Source organism: Agrilactobacillus composti DSM 18527 = JCM 14202, assembly GCF_001436375.1.
In the GTDB taxonomy this organism is placed as follows: domain Bacteria; phylum Bacillota; class Bacilli; order Lactobacillales; family Lactobacillaceae; genus Agrilactobacillus; species Agrilactobacillus composti.
Genome location: NZ_AZGA01000088.1, coordinates 167,867 through 184,346, shown reverse-complemented (window position 1 = coordinate 184,346; position 16,480 = coordinate 167,867). Strand labels below are relative to the sequence as shown.

Sequence of the window (16,480 nt, the reverse complement as noted above, 5' to 3'; positions counted from 1 at the left end):
AAAAAAAAGGTCAACGCGATCCTGGGGGAATTACCCTGGGGGATCGTGCTGACCTTATTTTTATTGATTTTTCATTGCGGCTTTTAATGCTGCCGCCAAGGGACTTTCCATAGGTTCGTCATCTTGATTGACCTTTTGCATCAAGCGACGGGCTTCTTGTTTGGAAACTTTTTTATGCCGTTCTTTTCTATCCATCATTTTTTCAGTGGTACCATCATACTTACACCGGAAGTAAGAGCCGTTCTTGCCATCGATAATTTCCATTTTGCGATGACATTGCGGGCAACGGTGGTTGGAAACTTTGGGATCCTTGCGACGGCGGTAGCTGCATTCCGGATTACTGCAGACATAGATCTTACCGTCCCGGGTATTGCGTTCCCGCAGTTTAGAGCCACATTCAGGACAAATCTTCGTGGTGATCGAGAAATCTTTATATTCGGCTTTGGAATCCTTGATTTCATTGACCAAACGTCGAGTGTCCTTGGCGATACCCTTCAGGAATATTTGGGGTTGCTGTTGGCCCTTGGCAATGGCTTCTAATTGTTGTTCCCAGTTGGCGGTTAATTCTGGGGTCCGTAGCGACGGATTCACCAGTTCCAGCAATTGTTTGCCTTTAGGGGTAACGGCCAACACATGGCCCCGGCGTTCCATTAACTCAGATTTAATGAGTTTTTCAATGATTTCAGCCCGGGTGGCGGGCGTCCCTAAGTTACTTTTCTCCATCTGGGCCAATAAAGTCCCATCATTTAACAAGCTGGGGGCACTGGTCAATTGCTTTTTGATCTGGAAATTGCCCTTCACTTGTTTAATGTGTGACCAATCTACCCCAGCTTTGTTGGTGTCACCTTCAGCTTGCCAGCCGGCTTGCTTGACGGTGGTTTGTTTAAAATTAAACTGAGTCTGACCAAAGGCCACGGTGGCCGTGGTGGTTTGGGTCACATGTTTTTGGGCAAAGAGGCCTAAGAAACGGTCCACGATCAAATCATAAATTTTAACTTCATCGCTATCCATGCGGTCAAAATTAGGCCATTCTTCCGTGGGAATCAACGCGTAGTGATCGGTCACCTTGGCATCATTAAAGACACCGGGTTTGGTGATCTTAGCGCCGGTTTGGATATAGGCTTGGGCCCGTTTGTCAAACTTAGCGACGGCTTGCAGGCGGTCCTTCATGGTGCTGGCCACATCTTGGGGCAAATATTTGGAATCGGTCCGGGGGTAGCTGACGACTTTATGGACTTCATAGAGACCTTGAATCAAAGACAGGGTCTTTTTGGCAGAGAAGTGATAGCGATTGCTGGCCACCAGTTGAATGTCAGTTAAATCATAGGGCAGGGGGGCCGGTGTGGCTTTTTCTTTGGTAGTCACACTGATGACACTGCCGCTTTGGCCATTAAGTTGTTGAATGAAGGCTTCGGCTTTTTGGTGATCGGTAAATTGCATAGGGTGCTTGGTCACCAAACTACCAGATTCATTTTGATAGTTGAGGTCAATTGAATAGTAAGTGGTGGGGACAAAAGTTTCAGCTTTTTGTTGGGCTTGTAGGACCAAGTTCAACGTTGGGGTTTGCACCCGCCCGGCATTTAAATTATCTGAATATTTCACCGTGAGGGCCCGGGTAACATTTAAGCCGATCAACCAGTCCGCCTTCGTGCGAGCTAATTCGGATTCATACAACAGGTCATATTTTTTAGCCGGGGCTAAATTATTGAAGCCGTCTTTGACGGATTTCACGGTTTGGGACGAGATCCATAATCGTTTTAAGGGTTTATTAAACCGGATCCACTGAAAAATCCAGCGGGCTAATAATTCCCCAGCCCGGCCAGAGTCCGTGGCAATGACCCCTTGGCTGACATCGGGGCGTTTGGCCAATTGCCCAATGGCTTTTAATTGTCCCCGGGTTTTTGGCAGGGGTTTGATACCGATGTCTTGGGGCATCATGGGCAGGGTGGCCATTTGCCATTGCTGCCAGTCTGGTTTAATGTCTTCAGGCATTTTTAAGGTCAATAAGTGTCCAAAGGCCCAAGTGACGATATATTTAGGGCCTTCGAAATAAGTTTTATGTTTGTCATTGGCGCCAATGATTTTAGCGATATCCTTGGCGACACTAGGTTTTTCAGCTAATACTAATGTTTTACTCATGTGTGCTCCTTTATAGGTGACCGGGATTGTGTCTGGCATTCATTCTATCAGAGTTTTTGGAAAAATAAAAATATTGCCGATCACACAACTTGCGGACACTTTGGCGTAATTTAAAATTGGTTATTTCGTTTTCAACCAAGTTGATATTTCCATGAAATTTTCAATCGTCTTTCCAATAGTTGGGGCAAGTAAGGTATACTTACCTGTGAGAAAACTTTTGAAGGGGGCACTTGATTCGTGATCCAGTTCGTTCAAGAACTATATGGACCGTTTTTTAGCTTACAAAATTGGGTGAACGTACTTGATTCAGCTGAAGATTGGTCAATTATTTTGTCCATCATTATCCTGGAGTGTTTATTGTCGGTAGATAATGCCGTGGTCCTAGCGGCGCAAACCCAAACCCTACCCACCAAACGCCAACAAGAAGGCGCACTTTTATGGGGTCTTTGGGGGTCATATATTCTGCGCTTTATCATGATAGGCCTGGGGACTTTCATGATCCATATGTGGGAAGTCAAATTGCTGGGGGCTATGTATTTAATGTACTTAGTGGTGGATTTTTTCCGGAAGTACCATCATCCGGATACCACCCAGGCTAAAAAAAAGACGAAACAGGGCACATTTTGGTCAGTGGTGGTGCAAATGGTCTTCATGGACGCCATTTTTTCGGTGGACTCCATTCTGGCAGCCTTGGCCGTTTCCGTGAACCCGATCATTGTGTTGATTGGGGGCTTGGTGGGTATTTTGGTGATGCGGGGCGTGGCTGAAATCATCGTGAATTTGATGGCGCGCATTCCCGAGCTAGAACCTATGGCTTATTGCTTGATTGCCTTTATCGCCGTGAAACTGTTCTTGACCATCCCCCAAATCGATATCGAAATTCCCTCAGGGGTCTTTGTAATCGTGGTCATTGCTTTGATATTGATCACCTTAGGCATTCATTTTTATCGGGAAGGTCAACTTAAGAAAACGAAATGATACATTGATAATATGAGGTGAGCCACAAATGGGAGCACCATTTGCGAAACCAACAACGACCACTTGTCTGGACATGATTGCCCAGCATAAAGCCACATTACTGGCCCACAGTACCAAAAAGAAGTTGCTGTATATTTGTGACCTATTAGCTTTAGAATTACCCCAGGCCAAGCCGAAGATTCATCGGGATGTCTTATTTGATTTTTTAATTGCCCAAATTAATTCCCCCGCTCGCTATCAACTAATTTTGACCTATTTGGACAATAGCCAAATTGGGGCCTCAACTAACGACTTGAAATTAGTTTTCCCCAAGCTTAATTATCGTCAGCGCCGTTTATTGACCCAGCATGGCTATCTGCGGGTGGCTTATTACTACAAATTCGATTGTTATGGGCGCTCTTTAGATGTGCCAGTTTATAATTATTTTGATTATTTTAACCTTGTGGCCCATCAAGCCCAGTTTCCAGCTTTACTAAAGTATCTCCGGAGTTTGCAGCGGCAAACCCCAGCAGAAATTGCCAAAAAACAAGCTAAAAAAACAGAACAGCAACAATTTCGAACCGACTATCAGCAGTTGGTGGCTAGTTTTGCCGACCCCCTGGAGCGGGCGATCATCGATTTAGCTTTTTGGACCGTTCAACTGAATCATTTGGCCAAAACTAAACCCCAGCGCCCAGATGCCCCGGATTATTACGAGGAAAAAGCCAAGGCCCTTAAGCTGTTCCACCAGACTAAAAATCCGCTGGTGATTGTTCAATTTTATCGGCCAGACAATCCGGATAAATTATGGATTCAACTATGCGGCCACCACCTGGAAGAATTCCGTGCAGCTCGGTATTATTTTGATCAGCGGGTGGTTGATTATTATGAGGACCACCAACAACTGATTACCAGCTGTCCTAAATGTGAAGTGGTCCACCAAAAGGACTACTACAGTCTTTTTCATGTCAAGGTGGGCACCACTGCGACTAATTTTGATTTCCACATGCCATATCTGTTAGGACAGCCAATTTTTGGGGCTGGCAGCCAATATCCCCAAGTGCAACAGGTGGAAAATGAAGGTAGTGATTTTCGTTTTGGTCGGGGGATGGCGCCGGGAGAATTAGGTAAAATCGGGGGCTCTCGTTATGTGGAAAAGGCATTTTATCGGGCTTTTGAAAAGTTAAGTCAATTGACCCCGCCAACAAAAGCATAAGTCAAAAAATATCCTGCTGACAAAGAAATCAATCTTTGTCAGCAGGATTTTTGTATTTATGGCGCTATTAACTTGATTGTAGCAGCGTTTTAAAGTACTGCACTGCTGTTGATTCAGCGATGTCCGGTTCTGCAAATAAACACCATTCCAGGACAGCGATGATCAGATCACTATAAAAGCGCGCTGTGAGTTGCGGGGGTACGCCATCAGCAGCAATTGGCTGACAATAGGCTAACACGATGGCATTTGCTTCTTCCCGCATATAAGTGGCAGCACTTTGCCAAAGCTGACCACCCCGTTCATTTTTAGCTAGGATGGCGCTGACCAATGTATGATTGGCTTTAAAAAAGCTGAATAAGCGCTTAAATAAATATATCGGCCGTTGCGCACTGGCGATATCGTCGGGTAGATCTTGCCGAATAATTTGATAAATTGTCCACCAGCAATAGCGACAAAGATCGAATTTATCATCAAAGTAATTGTAAAACGTTCCCCGGGGATAGTCGCTGGCCACACAAACAGCATTGACGGTGAGCTTTTCAAAGGATTGTTTGGATAGCTCTAAAAAGAACCCACTTTGAAAAGCTTTGAGAGTGCGGGTTGCCCCCCGGGTAAGTGGCTTATCTAGATCAATTTTCATGGGATACCCCCTTAAGCTTGGACCTTAACACCTAGTATACTTCACACGCCGGTAAAGCGAACTAAAAATGAATGGGGCACTAGTTTTGCTACGACGCGGAAAGTTTTATAGAACCAATTCATGGTGTAACTACTTTGCCCCCGTTTAGCGGCTTGAATAGTCCGGTGGGCAAATTTAGGGATATTTAAACTGGGGACGAGTTCAAAAACACCTTCACGGCCAGTTTTGTTTAGCATGTCATCCATTTCAGTTTTCATCCGACCGGGCATTGCCGCACAAACATTGATATTTCGGCCTTTTAATTCCTGACGTAAACTCAAAGCAAAACTGGCAATGTAGGCTTTGGTAGAGCTGTAGACCGCCTGATGGGGATTAGGGACAAAGGATGATACGGAAGCCACTTGTAAAATGAAGCCGCCACTTTGCACGTATGGCAGAGCAATTTTGGTCAAAGCTGTAGAACCAGCCACATTCAAATTGATCATGGTTAACAATTGGCTCAAAGGTGTGTCAATGACATCCCCGTTAAACGCCACACCGGCATTACTGATCAATGCCGAAATAGTTGGCTGGTGGGTCTGAAAGAATGCCTGTAAGGTGACATAATTTTCTGGAACGGCTAAGTCCATGGTAATTAATTTAAAGTGCATGGTGGGATAGGTCGCGGCGATTTGTTTGAGGCGAGTTTCCCGCCGCGCAATCATCCAAATTTCATCAACTTCGGGACATTCGGTCATGATGGCGTCAACGTATTGCCGACCTAAACCTGAAGTGGTGCCACTAATAACAGCTACTGTCATATATAAAACCTGCTTTCTTATAAATTGCGGGCAGCTTTAAAGCCAGCGTGGATGGCATCTTTGATTCGCCCGATCCGATTGGCGTCGCCAATGACCACCAATTTACTGACTAAGCCGGCCCAACTTTTTGCCAAGGGCACATTATGGCGGACACCTAAGGACAGGACCACCGCATCTGCTTGTAAAAGCTCACGAACATGATTTTGCTGGATCAAGGTCACAGTATGGTCGTTAATAGCAACCAATTTGCGACCAGTTAGGTAGCGAACATTGCCGGCCTTCAAGCGCTCGGTGACATCCCAAACGTTAGGGGCAAAAACACCAGGGGCAATTTGGTCAGCCATTTCCACAATGGTTACCTGATTATGTTGTTGAACTAATAGTTCTGAAGTTTCTAAGCCAGTCATCCCAGAACCCACAACGACGATTTTTTGATTATGAAAGGTCACCTTACCTTGTAAAATTGGGGTGGTAGTATACACAAAATCTTGGGTAGCGCCGGGAATATTAGGCTTAAAAGCAGATCCCCCAGTGGCAATCAGTACAGCGTAGGGATGATAGCTTTTCAACAATTCAGAAGAGGCAGCAGTATTCAACCGAATCTTGACACCAGCTTGTCTAGCTTGGGCTTCTAAATCAAGATACGACCAGGCAATTTTTTCTTTGTGGGGTGGCCGTTCCGCTAATTTGACCTGACCGCCAGTACTAGCAGATTGTTCTAATATGGTTACCTCAAAGTCGCGTAGGGCCAGTTCTCTGGCGGCGGTTAAACCCGCCGGCCCGGCACCAATGATGACCACCGGCCGCTTTTGACCATCTTTAACGGCGTTGATGGGGATCTCAGTTTCGTGCCCTGCTCGGGGATTGACAGTACAAATTGCCGGCTCACCGCTTAACATGCCGGCTTCGTAACTTTCCTGACAAACTAAACAGCCGATACAGCGGTTAATTAACTGGGGCGTGTTGGCTTCAGCCTTTTTTACCCACAAGGGATCGGCTAGTAAGGGCCGCGCTAAACCAATGAAATCTTGATTACCCGATTTCAAAATTTCTTCGGCCTGCTGGGGTGTGCGAATGACCCCCACCGCAATGACCGGAATCTTAACCGCAGCCTTGATGGCCTTGACCAAGGGTTGCCGCCAGCCTAAGGGATAGCTGACCGGTTCGCTGATGAGCACTTGGGTATCGGAATTGGCAATGGTAACATTTAACGCATCCGCACCATATGCTTCTATCAATTTAGCCAGTTTGACCCCTTCAGCAAGGGTGATACCTTGGCCCGGGTAGCCAATTTTGTCGTAAAATTCGTTAACTGTTAAGCGTACTGAAATTGGAAAGTTTGGACCCAAATGCTGGCGAATACCGGCGATGATTTCTTTGACGATACGGGCCCGATTTTCAGTGTTGCCCCCATAATCATCCGTTCGAATATTAGTATAGGGGCTTAAAAACTGATTTAATAAATAACCATGCCCGGCATGAAGTTCCACGCCATCGGCGCCAGATGCCTGGACCCGTTTGGCGGCGGCAACAAATTGAGTCTCGATGTCGTGAATCTCGGCAATGGTCAAAGGTTTTATTTTGAAATTACCAAAAGGGGAAAAGCCTAAGCCTGCTGGTACATCGCTGGGGGCTCGTAATGGTTTCATAAAGCGATTCATAAACTGGTAATAACGGGGATCCGTTAAAGAACTGCGATCATTATTGCCCATGACTTTGCCAAAAAAGCGCCAATAGCCGGGGATGATTTTAGCTAACCGGTTACTGGTGGGCCAGACTGCTGGAAACAAGGGGACATTCTCCCGACCAGGATGATGGAGCTGCACAAAAATTTTGGCACCGGCTTGATGAACAGCTTTCACCACCTTTTGAAAAGCTTGCACATGTTTGGGCTGGGACATGGCCAATTGTTCGCCGGACACAATGGCATCTTTTTCGTTGATCCGCGTATATTCAGTAATGATTAAACCAACGCCGCCCTCGGCCCGTTCCTTGAAATATTGTAGGGTTTTCGCACTGGCGGTACCGTCATGGTTGGCTAAGCCGACCCCCATGGCGGTCATCACGACCCGGTTTTTAAGTTCTAGGTGATTAATTTTGCCTGGTGCTAATAGTTTTGGATAATCCATGACTAACCTCCGTTCAATCTAAGAACACCTGTCAAATTATGGACAAGTGTCATAATCTAGCTTTATCATAAACTTTAAGGCTGGTCTAAAACAAGAGACAGAAATGTGGCAACTGTCAAAAATGGCACAGATTGGTGATATTGTCATATTTATCTCAAAAAGTATTATTCGAAAACTGTTTATACCCAATGAAACCGCCATAAATCAGCAAAGATTCAGGAGGAGATTTCCCGATAAATGAAAACATAATTTGAAAAATAATAAAATAAGGCTTCACATTTCATAATTCTCATCGTATACTAATTTAACAATCTAATTTACGAAAGGTCGGATTGAATGTCTGTTGAAAATGTGAAAGCTTACTTTAAACAATTGCATCTCCCAGGTCGGGTCGTGGAACATGCAGCGATTGGCGATACCGTGGCCCATGCTGCTCAATTATTGCATTGTCAACCCGCTGAGATTGCCAAATCAATGACGTTTTTGGTCCACGACCAACCTGTCTTGATCGTGATGGCCGGGGATGCCAAGGTGGATAATAAAAAATATAAACAAGCCTTTGCCACAAAGGCTAAAATGATTCCGGGAGATGAAGTGGCCGCTATCATTGGTCATGAACCTGGTGCAGTTTGCCCTTTTGCGGTGAAAGACGACGTGGCAATTTACTTGGATGACTCCTTAAAACGATTTGAAACCGTCTACACTGCTGGTGGCAGCACCAACAGCACCATTGGGCTATCTATTCCTGAGTTAGCTAAATATACCCATTTCCTGGATTGGGTAAATGTGGGCAAAGGCTGGCAACCAGTGGCCGATGACTAGTAGATTAAAACACGCCTGGCGTTGTGCCATATTTGCGCGGTCAACTATTAAGTTAATAAAAGCACCAATTTCAGCGAGCTAGTTATCCTAATTTAGATGACCAGCTAGTTTTGAAATTGGTGCTTTTGTGTGATTTTTCAATTATAAGGTTATTGATTTTTATATTAGTGAACCATTAATCCTTGCCACGACCGGTTTGAAAAGCTTCCCAGCCTTCACTGGCAATGAAGTAAACCAACACCAAGGCAGCTATGGAATCAGCCCACCACCAGCCGAATAGGGCGGTCAATAAGGCCCCCACTAAGACGGTGCCGGCCATGTAGGCACAGGTGATGTTACACATGCCATCCTCGATCAGCGCCGGGGAGTGCAGGGCTTTGCCCAATGCGCGTTTACGCAACATTAAGATTGGCATCAAGATCACTGAGGCAATGGCGATGGCAATCCCGGAGGTGCTGGCATCGGCAGCTTGATGGGTTACTAAATTAGTAACGGAAACGAAGACCACATAAACGGCCAATAATAATAAGATCGTCCCGACGATCAAAGAAGAGCGTTGTTCCGAGCGCTTGATTTCAGCACTAGGCGCACCGTTAGCTTCCTTGCGCAAGCGCCAAATTAAGGTACTACCAGAAATAATTTCTAAAAAACTATCCAACCCAAAGGCAATTAGCAGGATGGAACCAGCTTTTAAGCCAGAATATAAGCCAACTAAAAATTCAAAAGCCATCCAACCCGTGGAAAAATATTCCGTGTGTAAACTATTTGTGACTAATCGTGCTGATGCAGTATTACTTTTCATCAAAAGTCTCCCATCTGTTCTTTGAGCCATTGCTAAAACCAGCGTACCAAGGTGGGGTAATGACCAAGCCATCATTACTGAATCCCATCGAACAGCTATATGATATTACCAACATATGTTGATGTCAACATATTAAGCTTTTATTTTTTAGTTAAGCGCTTACCCAAGTGGTTTGGCCCAAAATATTAGAAACTGCACATGAAAAAAGCACCAAACTTAGCCCAATCAATGCTGAAATTAGGGCTAAATTTGGTGCCAGGATTTTTATTTTATTTGGGTCAATTGCCCATCACGCATGTCATAGACCCCATCGGTATCACCCAGGAGCTTGGTGTCATGGGTGATCATAATCACACCGCGATGTAAGTCGTGGGCCACTTGGGCGAGGATCCCCACGGTTTGTAAAGCCCGGCTGGTGTCTAGGCTGGCTGTGGGTTCATCGGCTAAAATAATATCGGGATCATTATATAACGCCCTAGCGATGGCCACCCGCTGGCGTTCACCGCCGGAGAGTTGATTGGGGAATTTATCCTTTAAATCCCCAATGCCTAACAGGTCTAACAAGGCCGTCGGTGTTTGGGATAGCTTACCTTTAGTGGTCAAGCGGTCCACTAATTTGAATTGGTCACTGACGGTTAAAAAAGGGATCAAATTAGAAGCTTGCAGGATAAAGCCAAATTCGTTAAAACGTAACTTTGTCAGCTGTTTTGTCGAATAGGTACTGGTATCTTGGCCATTAACTTGAATACTACCGCTGCTGGCTTGCTGTAAGTGGCCAATGATGGTTAACAAAGTGGTTTTACCCGACCCGGAAGGTCCAGTGATGGCTAAAAATTCCGAGGGCATTAATTTGAAATTAGTGGGTTTTAAGGCTTGTACGGCCTTGTGCCCTTGCCCATACGTTTTGGTAACTTGGTGCAATTCAATCAAAGCCATCTTAATCACCTCCAATAGCCGCTAAGGGATCCACTTTCAAAATCTTAGGTAGGGAAATGGCGCCCCCCAAAAGGGCAATTAAGACATTTAATGCCCCTAGGATTAAGGTGAGCCACCAATTACTATAAAAAGGCACTTTGGCGGGCATCACCGCGTGGGTGAGCCCTAGGGCTAAAACGGCCAGGACAACCCCTAATAAGCTGACCAGTAGGATTTGGCTGAAGAGGGCGCCCACAATGGTACGGTTGCCAATGCCTTGGGCACGCATGATACCATATAGACTGATTTTTTGAATGGTTAGGATATACATAAAGATGCCAATGGTTAAGAAGATGATCAAAATCATGGCGCCGATCATCAAACCAAAGGTGGCGACTTGGGCGGTATAGCCAGGGATATGATTGATTAAAGCGGCTTTAGAAACTTGAACCAAGTCATCGCCTTTGAGCGTTGTCTTATGGCGCAAGACAATAGCACTGATATTATTGACATTGTCGCTACCATAGCGCTGCTGTCTAAACGTCGACAGATTTGTAAAAATAACCGGCACGGTATAAAAACGATTGTCGTGGGTCACGCCCACGATTTTATAAAGGGTCTTACTGCCATTTAAGGTGATTTTATCCCCACGGCTGATTTCTGCGGCTAGCAGACCATCGTCTACCACCACTTCATTGGTCTGGCGGGGTAAGCGGCCAGCAGTGAGCTTGGGGGCAATAAAGCTGTTCCAGCGAATACCAAATAAAGTGCCATCGATTTTGGCAGATTTACCTTGAGCTTTCACCACCACCGACGTCTGCCCCATGGGCGTCCCTTTTTGAGTCAGTCCAGCGGCTTGTACTTGTTGGGGCGTAATGGTAGAGGCCACTAAACTTTGATTGGCGTAATTGGACAAGACGATTTGTTGGGCAGGCCATTGATCAATGGCGGTACGGTTATTACGACCTAGGCCAACAGCTAAACCCGTCAGGAAGAAAATCAAATAAGCGGTTAAAAAAATAGTCACAATAATGAGGCCATAGCGCATTTTGTTATGCCAAATTTCTTTCGTTGCTAGAAACATAAGCCATACCCTCCTTCAACGCTTAGAATACCACGTTCAAGGAAAAGGGGTGCAAATAAAGCACAGAAAAATAGCGTATTTTGCGAATTTGTACTGGTGGGGCGGGCATGATAAGCTTAAACAGCAGATTTTTAACCAGTCAAAAATAGGAAAACGGCTGTTATTGATTGACCCATTGCCAATCAGTAAACAACCGTTATTTTTAGCACATCATGTAGAGGAGAATATAACAATGGATTTAACTTCAATCGAGCACTTTGCCCAGGCACAACTTGCAAAGGATACCAGCGGCCACGACTATTGGCATGTGGCCCGGGTAGCTGCCTTAGGACAACGTTTATTTAAGTTAGACCAGCCAGATGCCACCGGAAATAACCGCCAGCTGGCGGCCGTTTTAGCGGCATGTTGGCTCCATGACACCATTGACGAGAAACTAAACGATCATATTCCCGTGACTTTGGCTCAAATTAACGCGTTGCTAACCAGCGTTGGTTTTACGGCCACAGAACAGGCGGATATTTTAGACACGATGCAACATATGTCCTATTCCAAAAACCTGCAACACCATTATGTTTTGTCGGCGGTGGGGCAATATGTGCAAGATGCCGATCGCCTGGACGCCCTGGGAGCCATTGGCATCGCCCGGACATTTGCTTATGGTGGCCATGCCGGACATGCCATCTATGACCCAGACATTCCGGTGGTGACGCTGAAAAGCCATGACCAATACCGCCAGCACCCCACCACCAGTGTGAATCATTTTTATGAAAAGCTGCTGAACCTGGAAAAAACCATGAATACCACCGCCGGAAAGCGGTTGGCCCGGGCACGGACCCAATATATGCAAGATTTTCTAGCCGAATTTCACGCCGAATGGGCCGGCCTGCGCTGATGCCAGCGTTTAAGGCTAACGACCAATAGACCCAGCCAAGTTAATAGACTGATGCCCCCGGCGATTTTAGCCAGGGTCGTGATGTGGTAAGTGATTTGGATACGACCCCTGAAGTTTGGCGGCAGGGTCACTTTGCCCAAACCATCATAGTTTAAAGTTACGGAACCAGCTTTGATGAGCTGGTTTTTTTGATACAGCTTGTATCGATAGCCGAGATAATAAGTTTTGGGGATGGTAATGGGCCGGCCTGCGGCAGCGGCGGTGGTGGTCAACGTGGTTTGATTAGGGTTATTAGAAATTAGACGCACACCAGCTTGCCGGCTACTTAAAGTCCATTGATTCACAGTATTAGGATCGTAATATTTTTTGAAATTAACGGGCAGATATTCGCCCTGACTTACCGTATACCAATTGGTGGCTTGGCTTTGGGTCAGATGTTTACTTTGATCCCGCAAAAAAGCGTGGGTTTGTTGTAGGAGAATGGCCGCATTAGCCACCAAGAGGATCAAAATGACCCCCATGAGGCGCTGGCTAAGTTTTGGCGCTTGAAAGCGGGCCAGCAACTGGGCCAGACTATTGGCCGAAATAAGCACTAAAATAGGGACAATGAAGATGTTAAACCGCCAAATGACCTGGATCACCCGCAGCCCGGGCAGAAGTTTTAAAGTGAGGTTTAACGCACTTTGACTCACCACTATCAGTGCGGCCAGGGCAGCTAACCAGAATAATTGTGTTAAAAAAGGATTACCCGTTAAGTGGCGCCGGTTGAAAAGTAAGTGATAGCCCAAACTCACCAATGGTATCAGGATCAATAAGGGACCCACATAGCCAAAGGAGTTGACGCCCCAAGGATTGAGTTCTCCAAGGGCCTGTAAGCCGGTGGTGATGATCAAAGGCCAACCGGTTTTAGGATTATAGGCGGTATCGGTAAAAGCTTGGGCCGCATATTGTTGGACAAAGGGGCCCCAAAAAGCGGCGGTCAAACCTAATGCTAAACCAGCGGCTTTGAGCAAGGCCAGCCAACGCTTTGTTTGGGTCAAGCGCTTGAGATTCAATATGGTTAAGACTAGGGCCAAGCCCAGCATCAACACAAAGCTAATAATATGGCTGACTAATAAGGCACTAAAACCAAAAGCCAGTAGCCACCATTTAGTTTTGTCTTGAAAAAAGATGTCATAAAGGCCCAATAAGATCCAGGGTACCCAAATCAATGCCAGACTTTCACCCAGAGCACCTCTGGCGTAGACGGCAAATAGCACATAGTTGGTCAGGCCATAAAGTCCAGCCGCCAGCAAGCTGGCCCGGGTATTCTGGCAGATTTGTTGGGTCACGTAGCTCATGGACAAAATAGCCCCGATAATAATGAGGGCCAAGAATAGTCGAATGACAGTATAGACGGGTAGTCCCAAGATCACCAGAATGGCCAGGGGATACAAGAAAAAATCACCATAAAAGAAACCAATGCCATAACCCAAGCCGCTCATGTAACCATTATGGATGCCGTTGGGGAAGTGACCAGCCTGCAGATTTTGGGCTAAGGTGCTGATCCGAGCCATGTGGAAGGTGAGGTCAAAGCTGCCATATAAATGATTCATGAATAACGGACTTAAGGCAACAGCGATAATCAACGTGAACCAAGTGAAGGATTTGGCATGCAACTTAAGGTAATTCATAGGACTGCTCCTTTGCAAAAAGAGGGCCGTACCAAATAGGCACAGTCCTCCCAACTATAATGACTTAAATTATTTAAAAGTTACAACTTTACGTTTTATTAAAACAGTGATGACTGCTGCCACCAAACCCACAGAAATTAGGCGGTCAGCATAATCGGTCACCACTTGGATGATCAACACGCTGGCGAATTTGGACAATCCTAATCCGGCCAGGACTTGGACTAACAAGCTCGAACCGGAAGAAGTGATGCCATGAAATAAGTATGCGGTGATGGCTGAAGATACCACGGTGCCTGGCAAAGAAATCGCCAAGCTTTGTAGGGGCAGCCAGCGCAATTTATTAGCCCGGTGTAAAATCAACCCGGCCATTAACCCGGTCAAGATTTGTACCGGGATGTAGTACAGGGAAAACAAATCCGTGGTGACCCCACTTAAGAGCCCACTTAAAGTCCCGGTTAACATCCCCACCCAAGGGCCCAATAAAGCGGCTGAAAAAATAGTGCCAATGCTATCCAGATAAATGGGTAATTTTAATAGCAAAGCCAAGTTGCCCCCGACATAGTTTAAAGCGACACAAAGGGCAACGATACTGATAACTTTCGTTGTTGTTTTTTTCATTTTGAAGCCCCCATGGCAAACCGTTGCACATCGCTGCTGACTTGAGCTGGTTCCAAGTGCAAGACGGTGGTCAAGAATTGTTCAAAGAAGGCGGGGGCATTGACCTGGGTCAATACCCGGGCATTAGCGTCGCGTTGATAGAAGTTATTTACATCTACCAGGGTCTGCCCCAGAGCAATACCGGTGGTGGCCACGTCCACATAAGTACTAAAGCCGCTGCAAAGCGTAGGATCGCTGAAATAGGCCACGGCTAAGGGATCATTGATGACACAACCTAAGATGCGTTCTTGTTGCCAGTGAAAGTCAAAGTAAAAATGGGTGATGGCGCCGATGAACTGTCCCACCTGGGCATTCATATACTGACAGTAAGTCAAGATATCCGGTGATAAGACGATTTGCCGGGTGACATCTAGACCAATCATTTCAATACGGTGGTCTAGGTGGGCGTAGACATATTGGGCCGCATCCGGGTCACACCAGTAGTTGTATTCAGCCACTGGCGAACAATTGCCAGCCGCTTGATAGGTGCCGCCCATGGACACGAAGCGGTTGAGATTTTGGCCAATATTTTGGTTAGCTATGAGGGCCTGGGCAATATTTGTCAAAGGTCCTAAGGCAATCACGCCAATGGACTGAGGCGTCTGAAAGGTCTGGGCCAAAAAAGTGGCCGCATCCAAACGCTCAGCTTGCTTATTGCTGGTCACCTTAATATGGGATTCGCCTAACCCATCTTGGCCGTGGGTATCTTGGGCGGAGACGTAAGCTCGCTTTAAGGGCCCATTAGCCCCTTTATAAATAGGGATGTCCAACCGATCACAAAATTCTAAACACTTGATGACATTTTGCACACCCAGGTCTGCCGGCACATTGCCGCTGACCACGGTGATGGCCACCACGTCTAGGTTGGGAGTTTGGACAGCCAGCATTAAAGCCAGCACATCGTCGATCTCCGGGTCACAATCAATAATAACTTTTTGCACTATTTCCAACCTCTTTCTGAAGTACTTGGTTTTTTATCCTGGGAAGTTTGCGAACCAGTCCGAAGCACGCTACGGCTTCGCTTCTAATGCAAAACTTATTTTAACTGAAAAAAATGCATAAGTAAAAAGATTTTCCTAAAAAAAATCACGGTCGCCCAATAACTCAGGATACCGTGATTTATTTGAAATTAATAAAATTTGAAAGCGCTGACGGGCCAAAACTTCATTTTCACCACGCCAACGATGGCACTCTTTTTCACATAACCAAAGCGGCGACTGTCACTGGACACGTCACGATGATCACCCATGACAAAGTAACTATTCTTGGGGACTTTGGCCGCTAAGCTTAGGGAAGATAAGGTGAAATCTTGGGTATATTGGTCCCCATTTGGTAAGCGCCGCTTGAATTGGGTGAGATAAGTCTCCTTCAGGGATTTACCATTGATATACGTGATATCGTTATTGGAAGATACGGTATTACCTGGCAAGCCGATGACCCTTTTGATGTATAGGGCACCAGGCTGATCAGGGGCATCTAAGATGACGATATCGCCCCGATGAATCTGGGCGTTGCGCACAGCTACTACCCGGTCCCCGGTTTCAAAAGCGGGCTGCATGGAAGGACCGGCGACTTGTTCTAAAGCAAAGACATGCCGATTCAAAAATAGACCTGTTCCGAAGACCACTAAAAAAACCAGTAAACATTCAAAAAAGAACCTTTTTAGTGATACTTCAGAATCTTTCGTGTGATTATTGTTAGCCACAGTTGCACCTCACGGCAATTTATTCAGATAAATCATTATAAGCTAGAAA

The 16,480-nt window shown here is 45.9% G+C and carries 15 protein-coding genes and 1 riboswitch; of the genes, 4 read left to right on the top strand and 11 right to left on the bottom strand.

The window, feature by feature from the left end; translation table 11 throughout:
* Window positions 1–60 precede the first annotated feature (60 nt).
* Window positions 61–2,139 (bottom strand): DNA topoisomerase 3, encoded by a 2,079-nt coding sequence (locus FC83_RS15990; RefSeq protein ID WP_035450702.1) that lies wholly within the window; start codon window positions 2,137–2,139, stop codon window positions 61–63.
* Between the two features lie 237 nt (window positions 2,140–2,376).
* Here FC83_RS15990 and FC83_RS15985 point away from each other — a divergent pair, with 237 nt between their 5' ends.
* Both FC83_RS15985 and FC83_RS15980 read left to right on the top strand, forming a co-directional pair.
* Window positions 2,377–3,117: a TerC family protein gene (locus FC83_RS15985; protein WP_035450703.1), complete on the top strand. Its 741-nt coding sequence runs from the start codon at window positions 2,377–2,379 to the stop codon at window positions 3,115–3,117.
* Window positions 3,118–3,145: 28 nt separating this feature from the next.
* Complete coding sequence (locus tag FC83_RS15980; protein ID WP_035450705.1) at window positions 3,146–4,312, top strand: hypothetical protein; 1,167 nt, start codon at window positions 3,146–3,148, stop codon at window positions 4,310–4,312.
* Between the two features lie 67 nt (window positions 4,313–4,379).
* On the opposite strand, the gene FC83_RS15975 is transcribed toward FC83_RS15980, so the two are convergent.
* Genes FC83_RS15975 through FC83_RS15965 form a run of 3 tightly spaced genes read right to left on the bottom strand, consistent with a single transcriptional unit; the run spans window position 4,380 to window position 7,881 of the window.
* Window positions 4,380–4,952: a TetR/AcrR family transcriptional regulator gene (locus FC83_RS15975; RefSeq protein WP_052004427.1), complete on the bottom strand. Its 573-nt coding sequence runs from the start codon at window positions 4,950–4,952 to the stop codon at window positions 4,380–4,382.
* A 41-nt stretch (window positions 4,953–4,993) separates the two neighbouring features.
* Window positions 4,994–5,752: an SDR family NAD(P)-dependent oxidoreductase gene (locus tag FC83_RS15970; RefSeq protein WP_035450706.1), complete on the bottom strand. Its 759-nt coding sequence runs from the start codon at window positions 5,750–5,752 to the stop codon at window positions 4,994–4,996.
* A gap of 17 nt (window positions 5,753–5,769) precedes the next feature.
* A complete protein-coding gene (locus tag FC83_RS15965) occupies window positions 5,770–7,881 on the bottom strand; it encodes an NAD(P)/FAD-dependent oxidoreductase (protein ID WP_035450707.1) in 2,112 nt (703 codons plus the stop codon).
* A gap of 336 nt (window positions 7,882–8,217) precedes the next feature.
* On the opposite strand from FC83_RS15965, the gene FC83_RS15960 reads away from it, so the two are divergent.
* Window positions 8,218–8,703: a YbaK/EbsC family protein gene (locus FC83_RS15960; protein ID WP_035450708.1), complete on the top strand. Its 486-nt coding sequence runs from the start codon at window positions 8,218–8,220 to the stop codon at window positions 8,701–8,703.
* 175 nt (window positions 8,704–8,878) lie between these two features.
* On the opposite strand, the gene FC83_RS15955 is transcribed toward FC83_RS15960, so the two are convergent.
* From FC83_RS15955 to FC83_RS15945, 3 genes are all read right to left on the bottom strand, one after another.
* Window positions 8,879–9,505, bottom strand: coding sequence for a cation diffusion facilitator family transporter (locus tag FC83_RS15955; protein ID WP_035450710.1), 627 nt, complete (start codon window positions 9,503–9,505; stop codon window positions 8,879–8,881).
* Between the two features lie 264 nt (window positions 9,506–9,769).
* Window positions 9,770–10,441: an ABC transporter ATP-binding protein gene (locus FC83_RS15950; protein WP_035450711.1), complete on the bottom strand. Its 672-nt coding sequence runs from the start codon at window positions 10,439–10,441 to the stop codon at window positions 9,770–9,772.
* Window position 10,442: 1 nt separating this feature from the next.
* Window positions 10,443–11,504: an FtsX-like permease family protein gene (locus tag FC83_RS15945; protein ID WP_035450712.1), complete on the bottom strand. Its 1,062-nt coding sequence runs from the start codon at window positions 11,502–11,504 to the stop codon at window positions 10,443–10,445.
* A 232-nt stretch (window positions 11,505–11,736) separates the two neighbouring features.
* On the opposite strand from FC83_RS15945, the gene FC83_RS15940 reads away from it, so the two are divergent.
* Entirely contained in the window at window positions 11,737–12,396 is a 660-nt protein-coding gene (locus FC83_RS15940) for an HD domain-containing protein (RefSeq protein ID WP_057003011.1), read from the top strand.
* On the opposite strand, the gene FC83_RS15935 is transcribed toward FC83_RS15940, so the two are convergent.
* From FC83_RS15935 to lepB, 4 genes are all read right to left on the bottom strand, one after another.
* Window positions 12,369–14,069 (bottom strand): glycosyltransferase family protein, encoded by a 1,701-nt coding sequence (locus tag FC83_RS15935; RefSeq protein WP_057003010.1) that lies wholly within the window; start codon window positions 14,067–14,069, stop codon window positions 12,369–12,371. The genes FC83_RS15940 and FC83_RS15935 overlap by 28 nt on opposite strands.
* Window positions 14,070–14,138: 69 nt before the next feature.
* Window positions 14,139–14,687 (bottom strand): ECF transporter S component, encoded by a 549-nt coding sequence (locus tag FC83_RS15930; protein ID WP_057003009.1) that lies wholly within the window; start codon window positions 14,685–14,687, stop codon window positions 14,139–14,141.
* Complete coding sequence (locus tag FC83_RS15925; protein ID WP_035450715.1) at window positions 14,684–15,667, bottom strand: nucleoside hydrolase; 984 nt, start codon at window positions 15,665–15,667, stop codon at window positions 14,684–14,686. Before FC83_RS15925 ends, FC83_RS15930 begins: the two co-directional genes overlap by 4 nt.
* Window positions 15,668–15,686: 19 nt before the next feature.
* A riboswitch (PreQ1 riboswitch) is annotated at window positions 15,687–15,731 on the bottom strand.
* A 124-nt stretch (window positions 15,732–15,855) separates the two neighbouring features.
* Window positions 15,856–16,431, bottom strand: a complete 576-nt coding sequence (gene lepB / locus FC83_RS15920; protein ID WP_035450717.1) for a signal peptidase I — start codon at window positions 16,429–16,431, stop codon at window positions 15,856–15,858.
* Window positions 16,432–16,480: the final 49 nt, after the last annotated feature.

What these genes read in the sequence shown, in the direction of transcription:
- FC83_RS15990 (WP_035450702.1), bottom strand. Translation starts at nt 2,139, where the DNA reads ATGAGTAAAACATTAGTATTAGCTGAAAAACCTAGTGTCGCCAAGGAT.
- FC83_RS15975 (WP_052004427.1), bottom strand. Translation starts at nt 4,952, where the DNA reads ATGAAAATTGATCTAGATAAGCCACTTACCCGGGGGGCAACCCGCACT.
- FC83_RS15955 (WP_035450710.1), bottom strand. Translation starts at nt 9,505, where the DNA reads ATGAAAAGTAATACTGCATCAGCACGATTAGTCACAAATAGTTTACAC.
- FC83_RS15945 (WP_035450712.1), bottom strand. Translation starts at nt 11,504, where the DNA reads ATGTTTCTAGCAACGAAAGAAATTTGGCATAACAAAATGCGCTATGGC.
- FC83_RS15970 (WP_035450706.1), bottom strand. Translation starts at nt 5,752, where the DNA reads ATGACAGTAGCTGTTATTAGTGGCACCACTTCAGGTTTAGGTCGGCAA.
- FC83_RS15980 (WP_035450705.1), top strand. Translation starts at nt 3,146, where the DNA reads ATGGGAGCACCATTTGCGAAACCAACAACGACCACTTGTCTGGACATG.
- FC83_RS15940 (WP_057003011.1), top strand. Translation starts at nt 11,737, where the DNA reads ATGGATTTAACTTCAATCGAGCACTTTGCCCAGGCACAACTTGCAAAG.
- FC83_RS15935 (WP_057003010.1), bottom strand. Translation starts at nt 14,069, where the DNA reads ATGAATTACCTTAAGTTGCATGCCAAATCCTTCACTTGGTTCACGTTG.
- FC83_RS15960 (WP_035450708.1), top strand. Translation starts at nt 8,218, where the DNA reads ATGTCTGTTGAAAATGTGAAAGCTTACTTTAAACAATTGCATCTCCCA.
- FC83_RS15930 (WP_057003009.1), bottom strand. Translation starts at nt 14,687, where the DNA reads ATGAAAAAAACAACAACGAAAGTTATCAGTATCGTTGCCCTTTGTGTC.
- FC83_RS15950 (WP_035450711.1), bottom strand. Translation starts at nt 10,441, where the DNA reads ATGGCTTTGATTGAATTGCACCAAGTTACCAAAACGTATGGGCAAGGG.
- FC83_RS15965 (WP_035450707.1), bottom strand. Translation starts at nt 7,881, where the DNA reads ATGGATTATCCAAAACTATTAGCACCAGGCAAAATTAATCACCTAGAA.